Source organism: Salinifilum aidingensis (assembly GCF_054782015.1).
Genome location: NZ_BAAGTH010000017.1, coordinates 61,480 through 78,313, shown reverse-complemented (window position 1 = coordinate 78,313; position 16,834 = coordinate 61,480). Strand labels below are relative to the sequence as shown.

Annotated in this window: 13 protein-coding genes; 2 read left to right on the top strand and 11 right to left on the bottom strand. The window is 75.0% G+C overall.

Features of this window, described 5'->3' with window-relative positions:
* Complete coding sequence (locus tag ACYVJE_RS20240) at positions 1-1,275, bottom strand: RNA-guided endonuclease InsQ/TnpB family protein (protein WP_461145696.1); 1,275 nt, start codon at positions 1,273-1,275, stop codon at positions 1-3.
* Positions 1,276-1,385: 110 nt separating this feature from the next.
* Here ACYVJE_RS20240 and ACYVJE_RS20235 point away from each other — a divergent pair, with 110 nt between their 5' ends.
* Complete coding sequence (locus ACYVJE_RS20235; RefSeq protein ID WP_461145695.1) at positions 1,386-5,567, top strand: TIGR02680 family protein; 4,182 nt, start codon at positions 1,386-1,388, stop codon at positions 5,565-5,567.
* Between the two features lie 105 nt (positions 5,568-5,672).
* Complete coding sequence (locus ACYVJE_RS20230) at positions 5,673-6,920, top strand: DUF2399 domain-containing protein (protein ID WP_461145694.1); 1,248 nt, start codon at positions 5,673-5,675, stop codon at positions 6,918-6,920.
* 4 nt (positions 6,921-6,924) lie between these two features.
* Here the strand turns inward: ACYVJE_RS20230 and ACYVJE_RS20225 are convergent, their stop codons facing one another.
* The 10 genes from ACYVJE_RS20225 to ACYVJE_RS20180 form a co-directional block, all read right to left on the bottom strand.
* The gene (locus ACYVJE_RS20225) at positions 6,925-7,161 is read right to left on the bottom strand and encodes a hypothetical protein (RefSeq protein ID WP_461145693.1); all 237 of its coding nucleotides are present in this window, start codon (positions 7,159-7,161) and stop codon (positions 6,925-6,927) included.
* 150 nt (positions 7,162-7,311) lie between these two features.
* Positions 7,312-8,373 (bottom strand): saccharopine dehydrogenase family protein, encoded by a 1,062-nt coding sequence (locus ACYVJE_RS20220; RefSeq protein WP_461145692.1) that lies wholly within the window; start codon positions 8,371-8,373, stop codon positions 7,312-7,314.
* 86 nt (positions 8,374-8,459) lie between these two features.
* Complete coding sequence (dgoD, locus tag ACYVJE_RS20215) at positions 8,460-9,605, bottom strand: galactonate dehydratase (protein WP_461145691.1); 1,146 nt, start codon at positions 9,603-9,605, stop codon at positions 8,460-8,462.
* 50 nt (positions 9,606-9,655) lie between these two features.
* Entirely contained in the window at positions 9,656-10,402 is a 747-nt protein-coding gene (locus tag ACYVJE_RS20210; RefSeq protein ID WP_461145690.1) for an IclR family transcriptional regulator, read from the bottom strand.
* Positions 10,403-10,527: 125 nt separating this feature from the next.
* Complete coding sequence (locus ACYVJE_RS20205; RefSeq protein ID WP_461145689.1) at positions 10,528-11,112, bottom strand: TMEM165/GDT1 family protein; 585 nt, start codon at positions 11,110-11,112, stop codon at positions 10,528-10,530.
* Positions 11,113-12,048: 936 nt separating this feature from the next.
* Positions 12,049-13,665, bottom strand: coding sequence for an alpha/beta hydrolase (locus ACYVJE_RS20200; RefSeq protein WP_461145688.1), 1,617 nt, complete (start codon positions 13,663-13,665; stop codon positions 12,049-12,051).
* A 108-nt stretch (positions 13,666-13,773) separates the two neighbouring features.
* Positions 13,774-14,538 (bottom strand): putative hydro-lyase, encoded by a 765-nt coding sequence (locus ACYVJE_RS20195; RefSeq protein WP_461145718.1) that lies wholly within the window; start codon positions 14,536-14,538, stop codon positions 13,774-13,776.
* 14 nt (positions 14,539-14,552) lie between these two features.
* A complete protein-coding gene (locus tag ACYVJE_RS20190) occupies positions 14,553-15,455 on the bottom strand; it encodes a 5-oxoprolinase subunit C family protein (RefSeq protein ID WP_461145687.1) in 903 nt (300 codons plus the stop codon).
* Positions 15,452-16,063, bottom strand: a complete 612-nt coding sequence (locus ACYVJE_RS20185) for a 5-oxoprolinase subunit B family protein (RefSeq protein ID WP_461145686.1) — start codon at positions 16,061-16,063, stop codon at positions 15,452-15,454. The genes ACYVJE_RS20190 and ACYVJE_RS20185 overlap by 4 nt, the downstream gene beginning before the upstream one ends.
* A gap of 8 nt (positions 16,064-16,071) precedes the next feature.
* The gene (locus ACYVJE_RS20180; RefSeq protein WP_461145685.1) at positions 16,072-16,833 is read right to left on the bottom strand and encodes a LamB/YcsF family protein; all 762 of its coding nucleotides are present in this window, start codon (positions 16,831-16,833) and stop codon (positions 16,072-16,074) included.
* Position 16,834 lies beyond the last annotated feature (1 nt).

The window sequence follows — 16,834 nt, the reverse complement described above, 5'->3', positions numbered from 1 at the left end:
TCAAGGGGTGGGGATTCCCCTCGGGCTCGCGCCCGAGGGTTCCTGCTTCATCGCCGGCTGCCGAAGGGAGGACCCTTGCGGACTCGCATCAGCTCCACAGGCTTGGCCGGGGTGCTGCCCGGCTACCGCTCGACCAGCGGCCAGGATGTTCTTCGCGGCGTTGACATCCCGGTCGTGCCGGGTGCCGCAGTCGGGGCACGTCCAGTGCCGCACCGACAACTTCAGCTGGTTCAGCAGGTGCCCACACGCGGAGCACGTTTTCGAGCTGGGGTAGAACCGGTTCACCGCGAGCACGGTCTTGCCGGCCCGTTCGGCCTTGTATTCCAGCTGGCGGCGGAACTCGGCGAACGCGGCATCCGACACGCTGCGGTTCAACCCCGCCTTCGCGGCCACGTGGCGGCCAGGGGCCTCCACGGTGCCTTTCGCCGAGGCGATCATACCCTGAACGTTCAGATCCTCGATGGCGATCACATCGGCGCGGCGCACCAGGTTCGTGGTGGTGCGGTGCAGGAAGTCCGCGCGGGCGTGGCGGACCTTGCGGTGCGCCCGCGCCACCTTCTTCTTGGCTTTGCGCCGGTTGTTCGACCCGCGTCGTTTGCGGGCCATCATCCGCTGGTAGCGGGCGAGGTTGCGGGCTTTGCGGTCCAGGTGCTTCGGGTTGGCGATGGTCTCGCCGGTGGACAGGGTGGCGAAGTCCGTCACTCCGAGGTCCACGCCGATCGCCTCGCCCGTGCGCGGGGCGGGTTCGGGCTCGTCGGTGTCCACGGCGAAGGTCACGTACCAGCGCCCGTCCGGCTCGCGGGAGACCACCACCATCGTCGGGTCCAACGCGGCCGGATCGATGTCCGGCCAGGACCACACGAACCGCAACGGCGCCGTCTGCTTCGCCAGCCTCAACGTCCCGCCGCGCAGCGTGAACGCGCTGCGGGTGTAGTGCGCCGACTGCTTGCCGGTGCGGGACTTGAACCGCGGGTACTTCGCGCGGCCGGCGAAGAAATGCGCGAACGCGGTGTGCTGGTGCCGCAGCGTCTGCTGCAGCGGCACCGAGGAGACCTCGGACAGGAACCCCAGGTCCTCGGTCTTCTTCCACGCGGCGAGGTTCGCGTCCGTTTCCTTGTACGAGGTGGACCGGCCTTCGACGTGGTAGCGGCGGTGCCGCGCCTCGAGGGTCGTGTTCCACACCAGGCGCACGCAGCCGAACGTGCGGCCCAACTGGGCCGCTTGGTCGGAGTCCGGATAGGCCCGGCACTTGTACGCCGTCCGCACACTGATCATTTTGCGCGACTGGCGATCTTGAGTAAGTACGGGTGCATGGCCGCCCGGAACCACTCGGGATCGACTCCTCCCCGGCGTGAACGCCGGGGCTTCCACCGATTGGAGGCACGGTGAGCCCAGATCCGGTGTCGATCGCCCACGAGCGCCCCGACGCGGGGGCACCGGCCGCCGGGGACCTCCGGGCGGACCGGTGGCGCCTGCACCGGGGCGGGATCGTGAACATCTGGCAGTACGCCGAGACGACGTTCGACCTCTCCGGCGGCCGCGGGGTCTTCCAGGGCACGAACGGCTCGGGCAAGTCGCGCACGCTCGAGCTGCTGCTGCCGCTGTGCCTCGACGGGGACCTGCGCCAGCTCGGGTCGAAGGGCTTCGACACGGTGAGCGTGCGGCGGCTCATGCTCGACGAGTACCCCGGCGGTCCGAACCGGGTCGGCTACGCCTGGGTCGAGCTGCGCCGCGTCACCGAGACCGGCGCGGAGGAGTTCCTCACCTGCGGCGTCGGGGTGAAGGCCTCGAAGACCTCGCAGGCGGTCAGCGATTCGTGGCGGTTCATCACGCCCCTCCGCGTGGGATCCGACCTGCAACTGGTCACCGCCGACCGGGTGCCGTTGAGCGCGGCCCAGCTGCGCGAGGTGATCGGCGCGGACTGCGTGCTCGACGAGCAGGCGTTCCGCGCCCGCGTGGCGGCCGCCGTCTACGGCATGCCCGCCGCCCGCTACGGCGACCTGCTGCACCTGCAGCGCACGCTGCGCAACCCGGACGTGGGGCTGAAGGTGCTGGAGGGCCAGCTGGAGAACATCCTCTCCGACGCCCTGCCGCCGCTGGACCCGGCGCTGGTGGAGCGGCTGGCCACCTCGTTCGACGACCTCGAGTCGATCCGGGAGAACATCCTCGGTCTGACCGAGTCGGACCGGGCGCTGCGCGCGTTCCTGACGACCTACTCCTCCTACGCCCTCGGCGTGCTGCAGGACCGCGCGCAGGGGGTGCGCGACACCCGGGAGAAGCTGCGCAGGCTGCGCGGCGAGATCGCCGAGCTGGAGCGGACGTGCGCCGAGCAGCGCCGCGAGCGGACCGCGGCCGAGGGGACCGTCGCCGAGCTCGAGCAGCGCGACGGCGAGCTGGAGTCGAGCATCGACGCGCTGCAGGCGCACCCGGCCTACCGGGAACTGCAGGGCGTCCGCGACCGGGAGCGCCTCGTCGGCAGCGCGCGGGCGGCGGCGATCACCGCGCTGGACACGGCGAGCAAGCACCGCGCGCAGGAGAACCGGTCGGCCGAGTCGGTGGTGGGCATGCTGCGGCGGCTGGCCACCGACGCCGAGGCCGCGGGCGAGCGCGCCGAGCACGCCGCGCACTGCCTGCGGGCGGCCGGGCTGGGCGGTGAGCTGGTACCGCGTCCGCCGGCGGTGGCCGCAGCGGAGGCGGAGACCGAACGCGTGACTGCGCGCACCGCGGTCGAGGCCGAGGGCGAACTGCTGGAGGTGGACCGGCTCCACCCGCCGCGGCCGGACGCGGACGCGCTGGCCACCTCCTTCCGCACCGTCACCGGTGGCACGCAGCAGGCCGCCGAGGCCGCGCGGGAGCGCGCCGCGCTGGCGCTGAGCCTGCACGAGCGCGCCCGGCGGTTGGACGGCGAGCGGGACGGGGTCGTCGAGCTGCAGCGGCGGGCCCGGCAGGCGCAGCTGACCGCGACGGACGCGGTGGGGCGGCGCAACCAGGTCGAGCAGGACCTGGCCACGGCGGCGGCCGTGTGGGTCGAGCAGGTCCGCAAGTGGATCGCCGAGTGGCCCGACGGCGGGGCCGAGGACGCGCCGGAACCGCCCGCGGTGGACGACGTGCTGGGCGACCGCGCGGTGGCGCGGCAGGCGCGCGACCGCGCCCGCGAGTGGTCCCGCCCGCGGGTGAACCGGCAGCGGCAGCACGTGTCGGGGTTGGAGCAGCACATCGCCGAGCTGTACGTGCAGGCCCGCACGTGGGAGGACGAGCTGGCCGACCTGCGCTCCGGCTCCGAGCGCGCGCCGGAGCGCCCGCGGTGGGCCACGGCCGAGCGGGACCCGCGCGCGGGCCGGGCCTTCTACGAGCTGGTCGAGTTCCGCGCGGACCTCGACGCGGCGGCCCGCGCCGGGTTGGAGGGCGCGCTGACCGGCAGCGGGCTGCTGACCGCGTGGGTGACCGCGGACGGCGCGCTGCACGGCGGGCCGGACCTGGTCGCCACCGAGCGGGGCGAGCGCAGCTGGACGGGGCTGGACACCGCGCTCGCACCGGTGTCCGGAGGGGACGGTCCCGTGCCGGCGGAGCGGGTCGCGGAGCTGCTCGCCCGCGTGGGCGTGGCCTCCTCGGCCGGGGACGCCGCGGCGGGCCTCGTGCTCGGCACCGACGGCAGTTGGCGCGCCGGGGTGCTCTCCGGCGCCTGCCCGAAGGGGGCGGCGGAGTTCGTCGGTGCCGGCGCCCGGCAGGACGCGCGCACGCGGCGCATCGCGCAGCTCGAGGAGGACCTGGCCCGGCTGCGCGAGGACATCGGCGCGGCGGAGCGGCAGCACCGCGAGGTCAGCGAGCACGTGACCCGCCTAGAGCAGCACGTCGAGTCCTTCCCGGACGACGACGAGCTGCTGACGGCGCACGCCAAGCTGGACGGAGCGCGGGAGGCGGTGGAGTCGACCGGGACGGCGGCGACCGATCTGCGCCAGGAGCACGAGCAGGCCGAGCGGCGGTGGCAGGCCGAGCACGCCGAGCTGGTGCAGGAGGCCTCGCAGGCGGACCTGCCCTCCGAGACGGGCGCGCTGGAGCAGGCGCACCGCGCGGCCACCGAAGCGGTGTCCGTGATCGAGTCGCTGCGCACCACGGTCGATTCGCGCTGCCTGCACACCGCGTCCGAGCTGCACGACCTGCTGCTGCGGCACGACGCCGCGGTGGCCGACCGGATGGAGGCCGAGACCCAGGCCGAGCAGCGCTGCGCCGAGCACGCCGAGCAGGAGTCCGGGCTGGCCGAGCTCACCACCGCGCTGGCCGACGAGACGCAGGACATCGGCGGCAAGCTCGCCGAGCTGGAGGCCGAGCGCGGCGAGCTGCGGCGGCGCCTGCCCGAGCAGCGGGAGAAGGTCAGCGCGCTGCGCGAGTCGGCGGCGCGCTGGGAGACCGAGTTGCAGCACAAGCACTCCCAGCTCGAGGGCCGCGAGGCGGCGGCGGAGGAGGCGCTCGAGTCGTTGCGCGCCGCCCTGCGCACCCCGGGGCTGTGGACGGCGGCGTTCACCCCGCAGGACGAGGCGGGGACCGCCGAGCCGCAGGCCGCACCGGAGCCGGAGCAGGCCGTCGAGGCGCTGCTGGCGGCCTCGCGGCGCTCGGCCTCCGAGGCGACGGTGCTCAACCGGGTGCAGGCGCTGCAGCAGTCGCTGAGCGGGGGCTACGACATCGCCGCCGGTGAGCGGGGCGGGGTGCTCACGGTGACGATCACCGGCGACGAGGGGCCGCAGCCGGTGGCGGAGGCGGCGCTGCGCATCGCCGAGCGCCTCGCCGAGCAGCGCGGTTACCTCAACGAGCGCTACCAGTCGATCTTCGCCGACTACCTCATCCGCGATCTCGCCGACCGGCTGCGCGGCCAGATCTCCACGGCGGAGCGGCTGTGCCACCGGATGAACGAGGTCCTGGAGGGCGCCCGCTCCAGCCAGGGCGTGCACGTGCAGCTGGACTGGCGCCCGTCGACGGCGCTGGACGACGATCTCCGCCGGGCCATCGACGCGGTCCGCACCCCGGCCGCGGAGCGCGGGCAGGACGAGGACGCCCTGCTGCGCCGCGTGTTCACCAAGCTCATCGAGTCCGAACGGGACAGTGCCGCGGGCGGCTACGCGGAGGTCCTGGGGCGGGCGCTGGACTACCGGTCGTGGTTCACCTTCACCGTGCGGGTGCGCGACACCGCCCCGGACGGCTCGGCCCGGGTGCGGCGGCTGCGGCAGCTGTCCTCCGGGGAGACGCGGCTGATCTCCTACGTGACGCTGTTCGCCGCGGCGGCCGCGTTCTACGACGCGGTGAGCGTCTCGGCGGCGGACCTGCGGCCGCTGCGGCTGGTGCTGCTGGACGAGGCCTTCGAGCGGCTCGACGAGCCGACCGTGGCGCGGATGCTGGAACTGCTCGTGGACCTGGACATGGACTGGCTGATCACCTGGCCGAGCGGCTGGGGCGTGTCGCCGAAGATCCCGCGGATGCACATCTACGACGTGCTGCGCCCGCGCAGCGGGCACGGCATCGCCTGCACGCACACCACGTGGGACGGGCGGGCGATCGAGCGCTCCGAGTGGTGAACGGCTCCTCCCGGGGCAGAGGGCGAGCCCGTCCCGCGCAGACCGGGAGCACGGGCGGGCGATCGAGCGCTCCGACTGGTGAGGCGGGCCCGTACCCTGGGGGCGATGGGCATCGAGCAGGACCTGCGGGCCGAATGGGACATCGCACCGCTGCGCGGGTTGTGGCAGCGCGCCCGCGAGGCGCTGGAATCACCCTCCGCACCACCGACGTTCCGGCTGGAGCTGCCGGACGACGAGACGCGCCGAGCGGTGGGCGAGCTCTACGGCCGCCCGCTGTGGGGGCACGGCACCCGCATCAACGTGTCCAAGTTGGACGCAGCGGTGCGGGCGAGCAGGTTCGGCCTGGGACTGCGCGAGGTCGTGGAGATCCTGCACGACTCGCCGGTGCAGCGGGCCGACTCCGCCGAGGCCCTGGCCGAGCAGCGCCACGCCGCCCAGTACGAGGCGTTCCGCCGGGCCCTGGCCGCGCACGGGCTCGAGCACACCGCATGGGCCGCGACCTGGTGCACCTGGGTGTGCCAGTTCGGCCGCGTCGCCGAGGACGACCAGGAGGCCGTGGCCCGGCAGGCCGCCGCGGTGCTCGCCGAGACCGCGGGCGATCCGGCGCGGCGGGGCTGGACCTGGCGCGCCGAGCTCGCCGCGCGCGCCGGGGCGGCCGACCTGCTCGACGAGGGAACCGCGCTGAGCCGCGTGGTGCTGCGCGGCCTGGCCGAGGCCCACGGGTTGGCGGCACCGTCGAGCGAGCGGGAGCGCCGGGCGGTCTGGGGGCACGCCCGCGTCGCCTCCGACGGGGTGAGCGACACGGTGCTGTGCTGGGCGCTGCCGTGGGAGTCCGCCGAGATGGCGGCGCCGCGCGCCCGCGCAGGCGCGCCGTCGCACGTGACGCTGGCGGACCTGCGGGCCGCGCCGGACCCGCTCGTGGCCCCCGGGACGCCGGTGGCGGTGTGCGAGAACCCGCGGGTGCTCGAAGCCGCGCTCGCCGCCGGGGTGCACCACCCGCTCGTGGCCGTGGACGACGGCAGCTCGCCCGCCGCGCAGGAGCTGCTGCGCCGCCTGTTCACCGCGGGCGCCCGGGTGCGGGTGCACGCCGACTTCGACTGGGCCGGCCTGCGCGTCGCCGCCGCGCTGCACGCCGAGGGGGCGCAGCCGTGGCGGCTCGGGTCCGCCGACTACCGCGCCGCGCTCGACCGGGCCGCGGCCGAGCGCCGCGACCTCGGCGTGCTGTCCGGGCAGCCGGTGGCGACCCCGTGGGATCCGCAGCTGTCCGAGCTGCTGGGCACCGCGGGGCGCACCGCGGCGGAGGAGGCGGTGCTGCCGGAGCTGCTGGAGGACCTGCGCACCGGGCTGGAGTAGCAGATCAGCCGGCGAGGTTCTGCATGAACGTGATCACGGACTCGGCCGAGCCCTGCAGCCACCCGCCGACGCCGCCGACCATGTCCGCGGACCCGACGGGGTTGGTGAACACCGCGTAGCCCACCAGCACGAGCACCACGATTCCTGCGACCTTCTTCGGTTTCACACCGTCCTCCGTGTCCGAACTGCCGGTTGCCTGCTCCACCGCTGCGGGGTCGGCGCGCGCGTCGCCGCGCATCACCCGCGGGGAGGGTACCTGCCCGCGGAGCGGCGCGGTCCGGCCGCGACGGAGATCACAACTGCCCGGCTCGCGAATCCCGGCGGGTGCCGGGCGCGGTGCGGCGCCGGAGCGGCCGGGGCATCGGCGCCGCGCGGAGCCGGGACCGGGAGCTCAGGTGCGCGGCGCGGGCACGGGCGCGGGGTCGGAGACGGTGACCCCGTCCAGCTCGCGGACGAAGCCGTGCCCGAACGCCGTGGCCGGGGTGTGCGCCCCGGCGGGCGCCGCGCCGGCCAGCAGCCGTTGCAGCAGCCGCACCAGCGAGTCCGCGGTGAAGTCGTACGGATCGGGCCCGCGCAGGGTGGCGGCCACCGCCGTTCCGTCCGCGGCGCTGGCCTCCGCGTAGACCTCGAGGTGGCTGCGGGCCCGGGCCGCGGCGTCCGGGCCGCGCACCAGCGCGCCGAGGGCCGCGCGGCCGAGCCGCTGCACCGGGCCGGTGGCCGCCAGCCGCTGCAGCAGGGCCGCACCGCGCCCGCCGGCACCGGGCAAGCGCGTGTAGGTGGTGATCTCGCCGATGCCCGTGCTGCGGTAGGCGGAGCTGACATCGCCCCAGGGCAGCGAGGCCACGCGCACCCTCCCGGAGGGGAAGTCCACGTCGCGCCGCCGCCAGCCCACCGGCACGGTGCGCAGCTCGCCGCCGAGTCGGGCGCGGCCGCCGAGGGCCACGCCCTCCCACGCGCTCTTCAGCGTGCCGGGGCTGAGCCTGCCGCTCGTGCGGATGGCCAGGTCCAGCCGGCGCGCCCCGGGCACCTGCTCGGCCACGAGCGCGCCGAGGCAGTCGGTGGGCACCACGTCCATGCCCGCACCGGGCAGCAGCACCACCCCGGCGCGCCGCGCCTCCTCGTCGCGGGCGTAGACCGCTTCGAACACGTCGATCTCACCGGTGATGTCCAGGTAGTGCGCGCCCGCCCGCAGGCACCCCCGCACCATCGGCTCGGCGGTGGCCGAGAACGGACCCGCGCAGTGGGCGACCGCGTCCACACCGGACAGCTGCGCGGCGATCGCGTCGGGGTCGCGCAGGTCGAACACCCGGTAGTCGAGGCCGCGCGGCGCGGCCAGCGCGGCGACCGCGGCCGCGTCCCGCCCCGCCAGCACGGGCCGGTGCCCGCGGGCGAGCGCCGCCTCGAGCACGAGCCGGCCGGTGTAGCCGGTCACGCCGTACAGCATCCACGTCATGGCCACCTCCGGGTCGGCAACGAGCGGCGAGCGGTGCCGTTACGCGGCCGCGGCACGCCGCGCTCCGCGGCCGGTGCCGCACCTGCTCACCACTCGGCGAACGAGCCGTCCTCGTGGCGCCACACGGGGTTGCGCCAGCGCGGCGCGCGCTTCTCCGCCTCGGCCACGGCCTCCTCGTCGACCTCGATGCCCAGTCCCGGCCCGGTCGGGCGCGCGACGTGTCCCGCGGAGTAGTCGAACACCGCGGTGGCCACCAGGTAGTCGAGCACGTCCGAACCCTGGTTGTAGTGGATGCCCAGGCTCGTCTCCTGGATCAGCGCGTTCGGGCTGGCGAAGTCCACCTGCAGGCTGGCGGCCAGGGCGATCGGGCCGAGCGGGCAGTGCGGGGCGAGGCCGACGCCGTGGACCTCGGCCTGCGCGGCGATGCGGCGGCACTCGGAGACGCCGCCGGCGTGCGACAGGTCCGGCTGCGCCACGGCGATGCCGGAACGCAGCACGTCGGCGAAGTCCCACCGGGAGTAGAGCCGCTCGCCGGTGGCGATCGGCACGGTGGTGCTGTCGACGACGCGGGGCAGTTCGCCGGACAGCTCGGGCAGCACGGGCTCCTCGACGAACAGCGGCTGCACCGGTTCAAGCTCGCGGCACAGCCGCCGCGCCAACGGCGGTGAGACGCGGCCGTGGAAGTCGATGGCCACGTCGCCGTGCGGGCCGAGCTCGTCCTTGACGGCGCGGGCGCGTTCCACGGCCGCGCGGATCTCCGCCGTCGTCTCCAGCTGCCGCATCCGCCCGGCGACGTTCATCTTCACCGCGGAGAAGCCCTCGGCCACGCGCTGCGCGGCGTGTTCGACCGCCGCGGAGGGCTCGTCGCCCGCGACCCAGGAGTACACGCGCATCCGGTCGCGCACCGGACCGCCCAGCAGCTCGTGCACGGGCACGCCGAGCGCCTTGCCCTTGATGTCCCACAACGCCTGGTCGATCCCGGCGACCGCGCTGGACAGCACCGGACCGCCGCGGTAGAAACCGCCCTTGGTCAGCACCTGCCAGTGGTCCTCGACGCGTCCCGGGTCGGCGCCGACGAGGTAGTCGGACAGCTCGTCGACGGCCGCCCGGACCGTCCCGGCCCGGCCCTCCACGACAGGCTCGCCCCATCCGACGATCCCCTCGTCCGTGTCGATGCGCAGGAACAGCCAACGCGGCGGCACCTGGTACGTGCGCAGCTGGGTGATCTTCACGGTCTCCTCCTCGGTTCCGGCGGCCGTCGTGCCCGGAGGGGCGGGTTCCCCTAGCGCGGGGACGTGCCGAGCTCGGCGCCGAGCGCCGCCGCGGTCTCGCGCAGCTTGGTGACCAGCGCGTGCTGCTCGGCGGGGTCCGGGCGGGCGCGCACGGTGGTCACGGACACGGCAGCGGCCACCTGACCCGAGTTGGCGGGCACCGCCACGCCGACGCAGTGCACCAGCGGTTCGAACTCGGCGTCGTCGGTGGCGTAGCCGCGTTCCACGACCCCGCGCAGGTGTCCGCGCAGCGCCGCGGCGTCGGCGAGGGTGTTCTCGGTGTGGCGGGTGAAGCTGTGCGCGGCGAGCAGCTCCTCCCGGCGCCGCTCCGGCAGGCGCGCCAGGATGGCCTTGCTGGCCGCGGCGGTGTGCAGCGGCACCGGCCGGCCGATGCGCGACCAGGTGCGGATCGACGCGGAGCTCTCGATCTTGTCCACGTAGACGATCTGCTCGTCGATGAGCTGCGCCAGGTGCACCGTGGCGCGCACGTCCTCGGCGAGGGCCACGAGCCGCGGCCGGGCGGTCGCGCGCAGGTCCATGTCCTCGAGCACCTGCTGGCCCAGGTCGGCCAGGCGCAGCCCCAGCCGGTAGCGGCCGTCGGCCCCGCGGGCGAGCATCCCGGAGTCGACGAGGGGCTGCAGCATGCGCAGCGCGGTGGAGCTGTGCACGTCCAGTTCGCGAGCGAGCTCGGAGATCTTCTTCGGCCCTCCGGCCAGGACCTCCAGCGCGCGCACCGCTTTGTCGACGGTTTTCGACATCGTGCCCCTCACCGCGAACGACCGCTCGTGCAACATAAACATACTCGTTGCAGATGTTGCAGATCCCGCGGTGCGCCCGGGGAACATCTCTCGGGAAATGTTCCCCGGGGGCAGGTGGGCGAGGCTCAGGCGGCGGCCAGGCCGGTGATGCCGCTGACCAGCAACCACGCCCCGGCGAGGACGAACAGCGCGGCGGCGCCGTAGCGCACGGCGCGCTCCGGCAGCTTCCTGCCGAGCACGAGACCGACGCCGACCGCCAGCGCGTCGGCGACCACCATGCCCGCGGTCGAGCCGAGCCACGTGCCGAACCAGTCGTGCTGCGTGGCCAGCGTGACCGTGGCCAGCATCGTCTTGTCGCCCAGCTCGGCCAGCAGGAACACGGTGGTCACCAGCAGCAGCGCCGACACCGCGGGGCGGTGGGCGCGGCGCTGGTCCTCCGCGGTGAGGTGATCCCCCCGCAGCGTCCACAGCGCGAAACCGAGGAACGCCACCCCGGCCAGCACCGTCACCCAGTCCCCCGGCACGAGCTGACCGACGCCGAACCCGAGCACCACCGACAGCGCGTGCACCACCGCGGTGGCCAGCGTGATCCCGAGCAGCACGTGCCACACGCGGTAGCGGGTCGCGAACGTCATCGCCATCAACTGCGACTTGTCGCCGAGTTCTGCGACGAAAATCGCGCCGGCGCTGAGCGCGAAGCTGGCCAACATCGCCCGTTTCCCCCTCGTCCGAACCGCGGGTGGAATCCGCGTTCGCACCCGCCCCCGATCCTCCGCCGCCGCTCGCAGCTGCGTCGCGGAAATCCGAACCACCTGCGGCGCAGCACGTTTCCCGAACGGCGAGCGCAACGCGAATCCTTTCGCGAACGAACCGTACAGGCAATTGCGAGGAATGCAAAACATCGCACGGCAGCACCCGGAGAAAATGCTTTCCGGAGGCGGCAAAACATTTCTTTCGGCCCGCCGAGAAAAACGCTGCGCCGCGGCCGGAACAGCATTTTCGGAAGAGCTCCGGGAAGGATTTCGGCGGGCCGGCCGCCCCGGGTGCCGCGCCCGCACCGCGGCGGCTCACCGGCAGGGGCGCCCTCCCGCCGCAAACCCGCCCGCCGAACCGGAGCGGCACCCCGGTCCACCCCTCGGGCGGCGAGGGGCTCGCGGAACCGGACGGAGGCGTTCGCCCGGAGCACCGCCGAACGTGGGCGGTGTCACGTGCGCACCGGGATGCCGCGTCCGCCGGCTCCGTGTTGCACTGACTGGCCGGTGCGCCCGTGTCCCCCGGGCCTCACCCATCGCCTTCGCGGAATACCGTTCGGCTGGAGCCGCGTCGCGCCACAACGCCGAGAGGCGACCGGCGCACCGGTCCTTCCCACGTGACGCGGTCCCCCGCTCTTTCTCCTCGGGCAGGGGACCGCGTGCGGGTTCACCCACCTCCCCCGGCACTGCCGGTGTCCGAGCACTCCGGTGTCCGAGCACTCCGGCGGCCCAGCATGCCGGCGACCGGGCGCGGCGACGGCGAGCGAAGCCGCGGTCCGACGAGACGTGCCCCGGAGCCCCGCGCCAGCGGGCACCCGCCCCGCTCCTCGCCCCGTCCGGTTCCGGCTCCTCACGCCGTCCGCGCTCCTCGCCCCGGCGGGCCTCCCGCACCGCTCACGCCGCGCCGAAGGGCTGCTCGTCGGAGGAGCACGTCTGCCCCGGAGCAGGCCGCCGCAGCTCGATCAGGTAGTCGGCGGCGATCCGGTCGGCGCACGCGCTCCGCCCGAGGATGCAGTGCCCGAAGCTGTTCACGGTGACCAGGTCGGCGTGCCCGAGCTGGTGGGCCATGCGCTCGGCGAACGCGTGCTGCGTGGCGGGGTCGTAGCGGTTGCCGAACACCAGCGCCGGGTTCTCCGCGCTGTTGTGCCACGGCCCCCGGTGGGCGTCGTCGGCGGTGCGCGGCCAGTTCGAGCAGGCGGCCACGTCGCTGAACGCCTGGTAGCGGCCGAACGTCGGCGACTCGTGCTCCCACGCCGCGGCGATGCCGGGCACGAGCTCGGGGATCCGCGGGATCGGTTTGTCCGTGCAGTTCACCCCGAAGTAGGCGTCGTCGACGTAGTCCTCCTCCCGCTGCGGGACGGCGGGCCCGCCGTCGTACGGCGCCCGGTGCGGTGTGCGGTCGAGCACCCGCAGCTGCTGCGCCTGGCCGACCGCGGCGCCGGTGAGGTGCTCGTGCACCAGCTGCAGGTCCGCGGCCAGCGGCGCCAGGTCGCCGATGTCGTACAGCGCGCTGCCGACGCCCGCCGTGAACGTGCTCAGCGTGAGCGTCACCCCGTTCGGCAGGGTGACCGGGCCGGACCGCAGCTCCTCGCGGATGGCGTCGAACTTCGCCCGCGGATCACCCGCGGAGAAGGCGCAGCCCCGCCCGGAGCTGTCGCACTCGCGCAGGAAGGCCTGCAGCGCGATCTCGAACCCGCGCGCCCGCTGCCGGTCGTACTCCACGCCGTTGGTGGTGCGCAGCTGCGGGTCCACGTTGCCGTCGAGCACGACCGCGCGGCTGCGCTCGCCGAACAGCGACAGGTAGGTCGCGCCGAGCAGCGTTCCGTAGGAGAAGCCGACGTAGGTCAGCTTCCGGTCCCCCACCGCGGCCCGCAGCAGGTCGAGGTCGCGCGCCACGTCGGCGGTGCTCATGTGGTCCAGCAGCGCGCCCGCGTTGCGCTCGCAGTGCCGCCCCTGGTCGCGGTAGGCCCCGAGCGTTTCGGCGATGCGCTCGTCCGAGACCGGCACCGGCGTGATGCGCTCGGCGACCTCGTGCGCCTGCTCGGCCGAGGTGAAGCAGCGCAGCCGGGTGCTGCGGTCGATGCCGCGCGGGTCGAAGCCGACGACGTCGAAGCGTTCGAGCACCCGGTCGTCGAGCCACTTCCCCGCCTGGGTGGGCATCGTGTAGCCGGAACCGCCCGGTCCTCCGGGGTTGACGAACAGCGAACCGATCCGGCGCTCGGGGTCGGCGGCCTTCCGCCGCATGAGCGCGAGGTCGACGCTGCCGCGCTCCGGGGCGTTGTGGTCCAGCGGCACCGGGTACCGCGCGCACTCGTACCGGTCGCGCTCGCCCGGCGGCACCGGTTCCAGCTCCTCCGGGGCGCAGGTGCCCCACTGCACCTCGGGCACCGCGCCGGGCTGCGGTGCGGGACCCTCCCGGGCGCCGGCCGAGGCCGTCGCCAGCGTCGTGCCCACCAGTACCGCGCTCGCCGCGGCCACCGCCCGGCGCCACCGCTCCGCTCGCGTGCTCACGCGCACCTCCGCCACCCCTCGTGCTGATCTCGGGGCAGTCAACACGGGACGGAGCGGGCACGCACACCACAGATCGGGCGATTCACCCGATCACGGGCACGCGCGGGCTCAGGGCACGAGGAACGCGCTGTCGGCCTCGTCGGTGATCGCCATGTGCCCGGGCGCGTGCGCGATCGCGAAGGACGGCCGCGAGTCCATCACCGCCGCCTGCGGGGTGACGCCGCAGCCCCAGAACACCGGGATCTCGCCCGGGCGCACCTCCACCGGATCACCGAAGTCGGGCCGGTCCAGGTCGGTGATGCCCAGCTGCTCCGGGTCGCCGACGTGCAGCGGGGCGCCGTGCACCGCCGGGTAGCGGGCCGTGACCCGCACCGCGGTGGCCACCTGCTCGGCCGGGACCGGCCGCATCGACATCACCACGGGCCCGGCGAGGCCGCCGGCGGGCCGGCAGCGGCGGTTCGTGCGGTACATCGGCACGTTGCACCCGGCCCGCAGGTGCCGCACCTCGACGCCGGCGGCGAGCAGCGCGGACTCGAAGGTGAAGCTGCACCCGACGAGGAAGGCGACGAGGTCGTCCCGCCACAGCTCGACGACCTCGCCGCGCTCCTCGACCAGCTGCCCGTCGGAGTACACGCGGTAGGCGGGCAGGTCCGTGCGCAGGTCCCCGGCGAAGGACTCCGCCCGGACCGCGCCCGGTTCGGTGACGTCGATGATCGGGCACGACCGCGGGTTGCGCTGCCCGAACAGCAGGAAGTCGTAGGCGTGCTCGCGCGGCACGGCCAGCAGGTTCGCCTGCGCCCGGCCGGCGCTGTAGCCGGCCGTGGGCGCGCGCAGGCCCGCGCGGAACGCTTCCCGCGCCTCCCGCGGTGTCATCGCCTCCGGCGCCGTCATCGCTCCTCCTTCCCCACCGGGGCCGGCCCCGGTGCTCCTCCACCGGCGCGGCGGAACCGCACCGCCTGGCCCGGCCGGGCCTGCGCCGCCCGGTCGACGTCGGCCGCGGGCACGACGGCGATGACCGGGTATCCGCCCGTGACCGGGTGGTCGGCCAGGAACAGCGTGGGCGTGCCGGACGGCGGCACCTGCAGCGCACCGGCGACCATGCCTTCGCTGGGCAGCTCCCCGCCGCAGCTGCGGGTCAGCTGCGGCCCGGACAACCGCATGCCGATCCGGTCGCTGTCGGCGGTGACCGCGTACTCCGCGCCGAACAGCACGCGCAGCGCGTCCGCGGTGAACCAGTCGGCTCGCGGGCCGGGCACCGCGCGCAGCTCGAGCACCCCGTCCGCGGGTCCGGGCACCGGCGCCTGCTCCACGCACGGGAACGCGGCCGGGGCCGGCCCGACCGGCAGCAGCGCGCCCGCGGCGAGCCGTTCCGGCCCGAGCCCGGCGAGCACGTCGGTGGAGCGCGAGCCGAGCACCGGCTCGACCGCGATCCCGCCGCGCACGGCCAGGTAGGTGCGCAGGCCGCGCTCGGGCCGGCCGAGCCGCAGGGTGCTGCCGGCGTCGAGCCGCAGCACCGCGTGCATCGCGGCGCCGCGCCCGTCGACGCTGAGCGGGCAGGGCGCACCGGTCAGCGCCACCGTGACCGGGCCGCGGGCCAGCAGTTCCAAACCGCCGAGGGTGACCTCGACGGCCGCCGCGCCCTCCGGGTTCGCCAGCAGCCGGTTGGCCAGGCGCAACGCACCGCGGTCGGCGGCGCCGGAGGTGCCGACGCCGATGTGGCCCAGCCCGGGCCGTCCGAGGTCCTGCACCGTGGCCAGCGGACCGGTCGAGAGCACTTCCAGCTCGCTCATCGGACCTCCTGGAACCGCACGCGCACGCCCGGCCGCAGCAGCGCGGGCGGGTCCCGGTCGACGCACCAGACCTGGAGGTCGGTGCGGCCGATGAGCTGCCAGCCGCCGGGGGATTCGCGCGGGTAGATGCCGCTGAACTCCCCGGCGAGGCCGACCGCGCCCGCGGGCACGCGGGTGCGGGACTCGGTGCGGCGCGGCACCGCCAGCCGCCAGTCCTGCCCGGCGAGGTAGCCGAACCCGGGGGCGAAGCCGCCGAAGGCGACGGTCCACTCGGTGGCGGTGTGCCGGTCGACGACGTCGCGCTCGGCCAGCCCGGTCAGCCGGGCGACTTCGGCGAGGTCCGCGCCGTCGTAGACCACGGGCACCTGCAGCACGTCCGCGGTGCGCCGCCACCCGCCTGCGGGCCGGGTGGCGCGCACGGCGCGCTCGACGGCGGCCGCGTCCGCGGTGCGCGGGTCGAGGTGCAGCAGCAGCGTGCGCGCGGCGGGCACCAGGTCGGTCACTCCGGCGGGCGGGTCGGCTGCGAGCGCGGTGTAGAGCGCGTGCACCTGGTCGAGGTCGTCGAGCTCCACGAGCAGCCCGGAGTCGGCGCAGGGCAGGAAACGCATCGGCGGCCTCACCGGGATTCCGGTGCGAACGGGCGCAGCGGCACCCCCGCCGCGGCGAGGCGGTCCCGCACCGCGCGGGCGATGGCCACCGCGTCGGGGCTGTCGCCGTGCACGCAGATCGAGTCGGGCTGCGCGGTGATCTCCGTGCCGTCGACGGCTTCGATGGGCTCGCCGCGGGCGAGGCGGACGCACCGGTCGGCGATGCGTCCGGGGTCGTGCAGCACCGCCCCCTCCTCGCGCCGGGGCACCAGCGCGCCTTCGGGGGTGTAGGCGCGGTCGGCGAAGGCCTCGCGGTGCACCCGCAGGCCCGCGCGTTCGGCCTGGTCGAGCCATTCGGACCCGGGCAGGCCGAGCACCGCCAGGCCGGGGTCGAACGCGCGCACGGCGTCGACGAGCGCGGCGGCCTGCTCGGCGTGCCGCACGATCGCGTTGTACAGCGCCCCGTGCGGTTTGACGTAGCGCAGCTCGGTTCCGGCCACGCGGGCGAAGCCGGCGACCGCGCCGAGCTGGTAGAGCACGTCGTCGGTGAGCTCGGCCGGGGGCATGTCGATGAAGCGGCGGCCGAAGCCGGCGAGGTCGCGGTAGCTGACCTGCGCGCCGACGGCGACGCCCCCGGCGGCGGCGCGCTCGACCGCGCGGCGGATGACCGACGGGTCCCCGGCGTGGAAGCCGCAGGCCACGTTGGCGCTGGTGACGATGCCCAGCAGGGCGTCGTCATCGCCCAGTTCCCAGCGGCCGAAGCCTTCGGCGAGATCGGCGTTGAGGTCCATG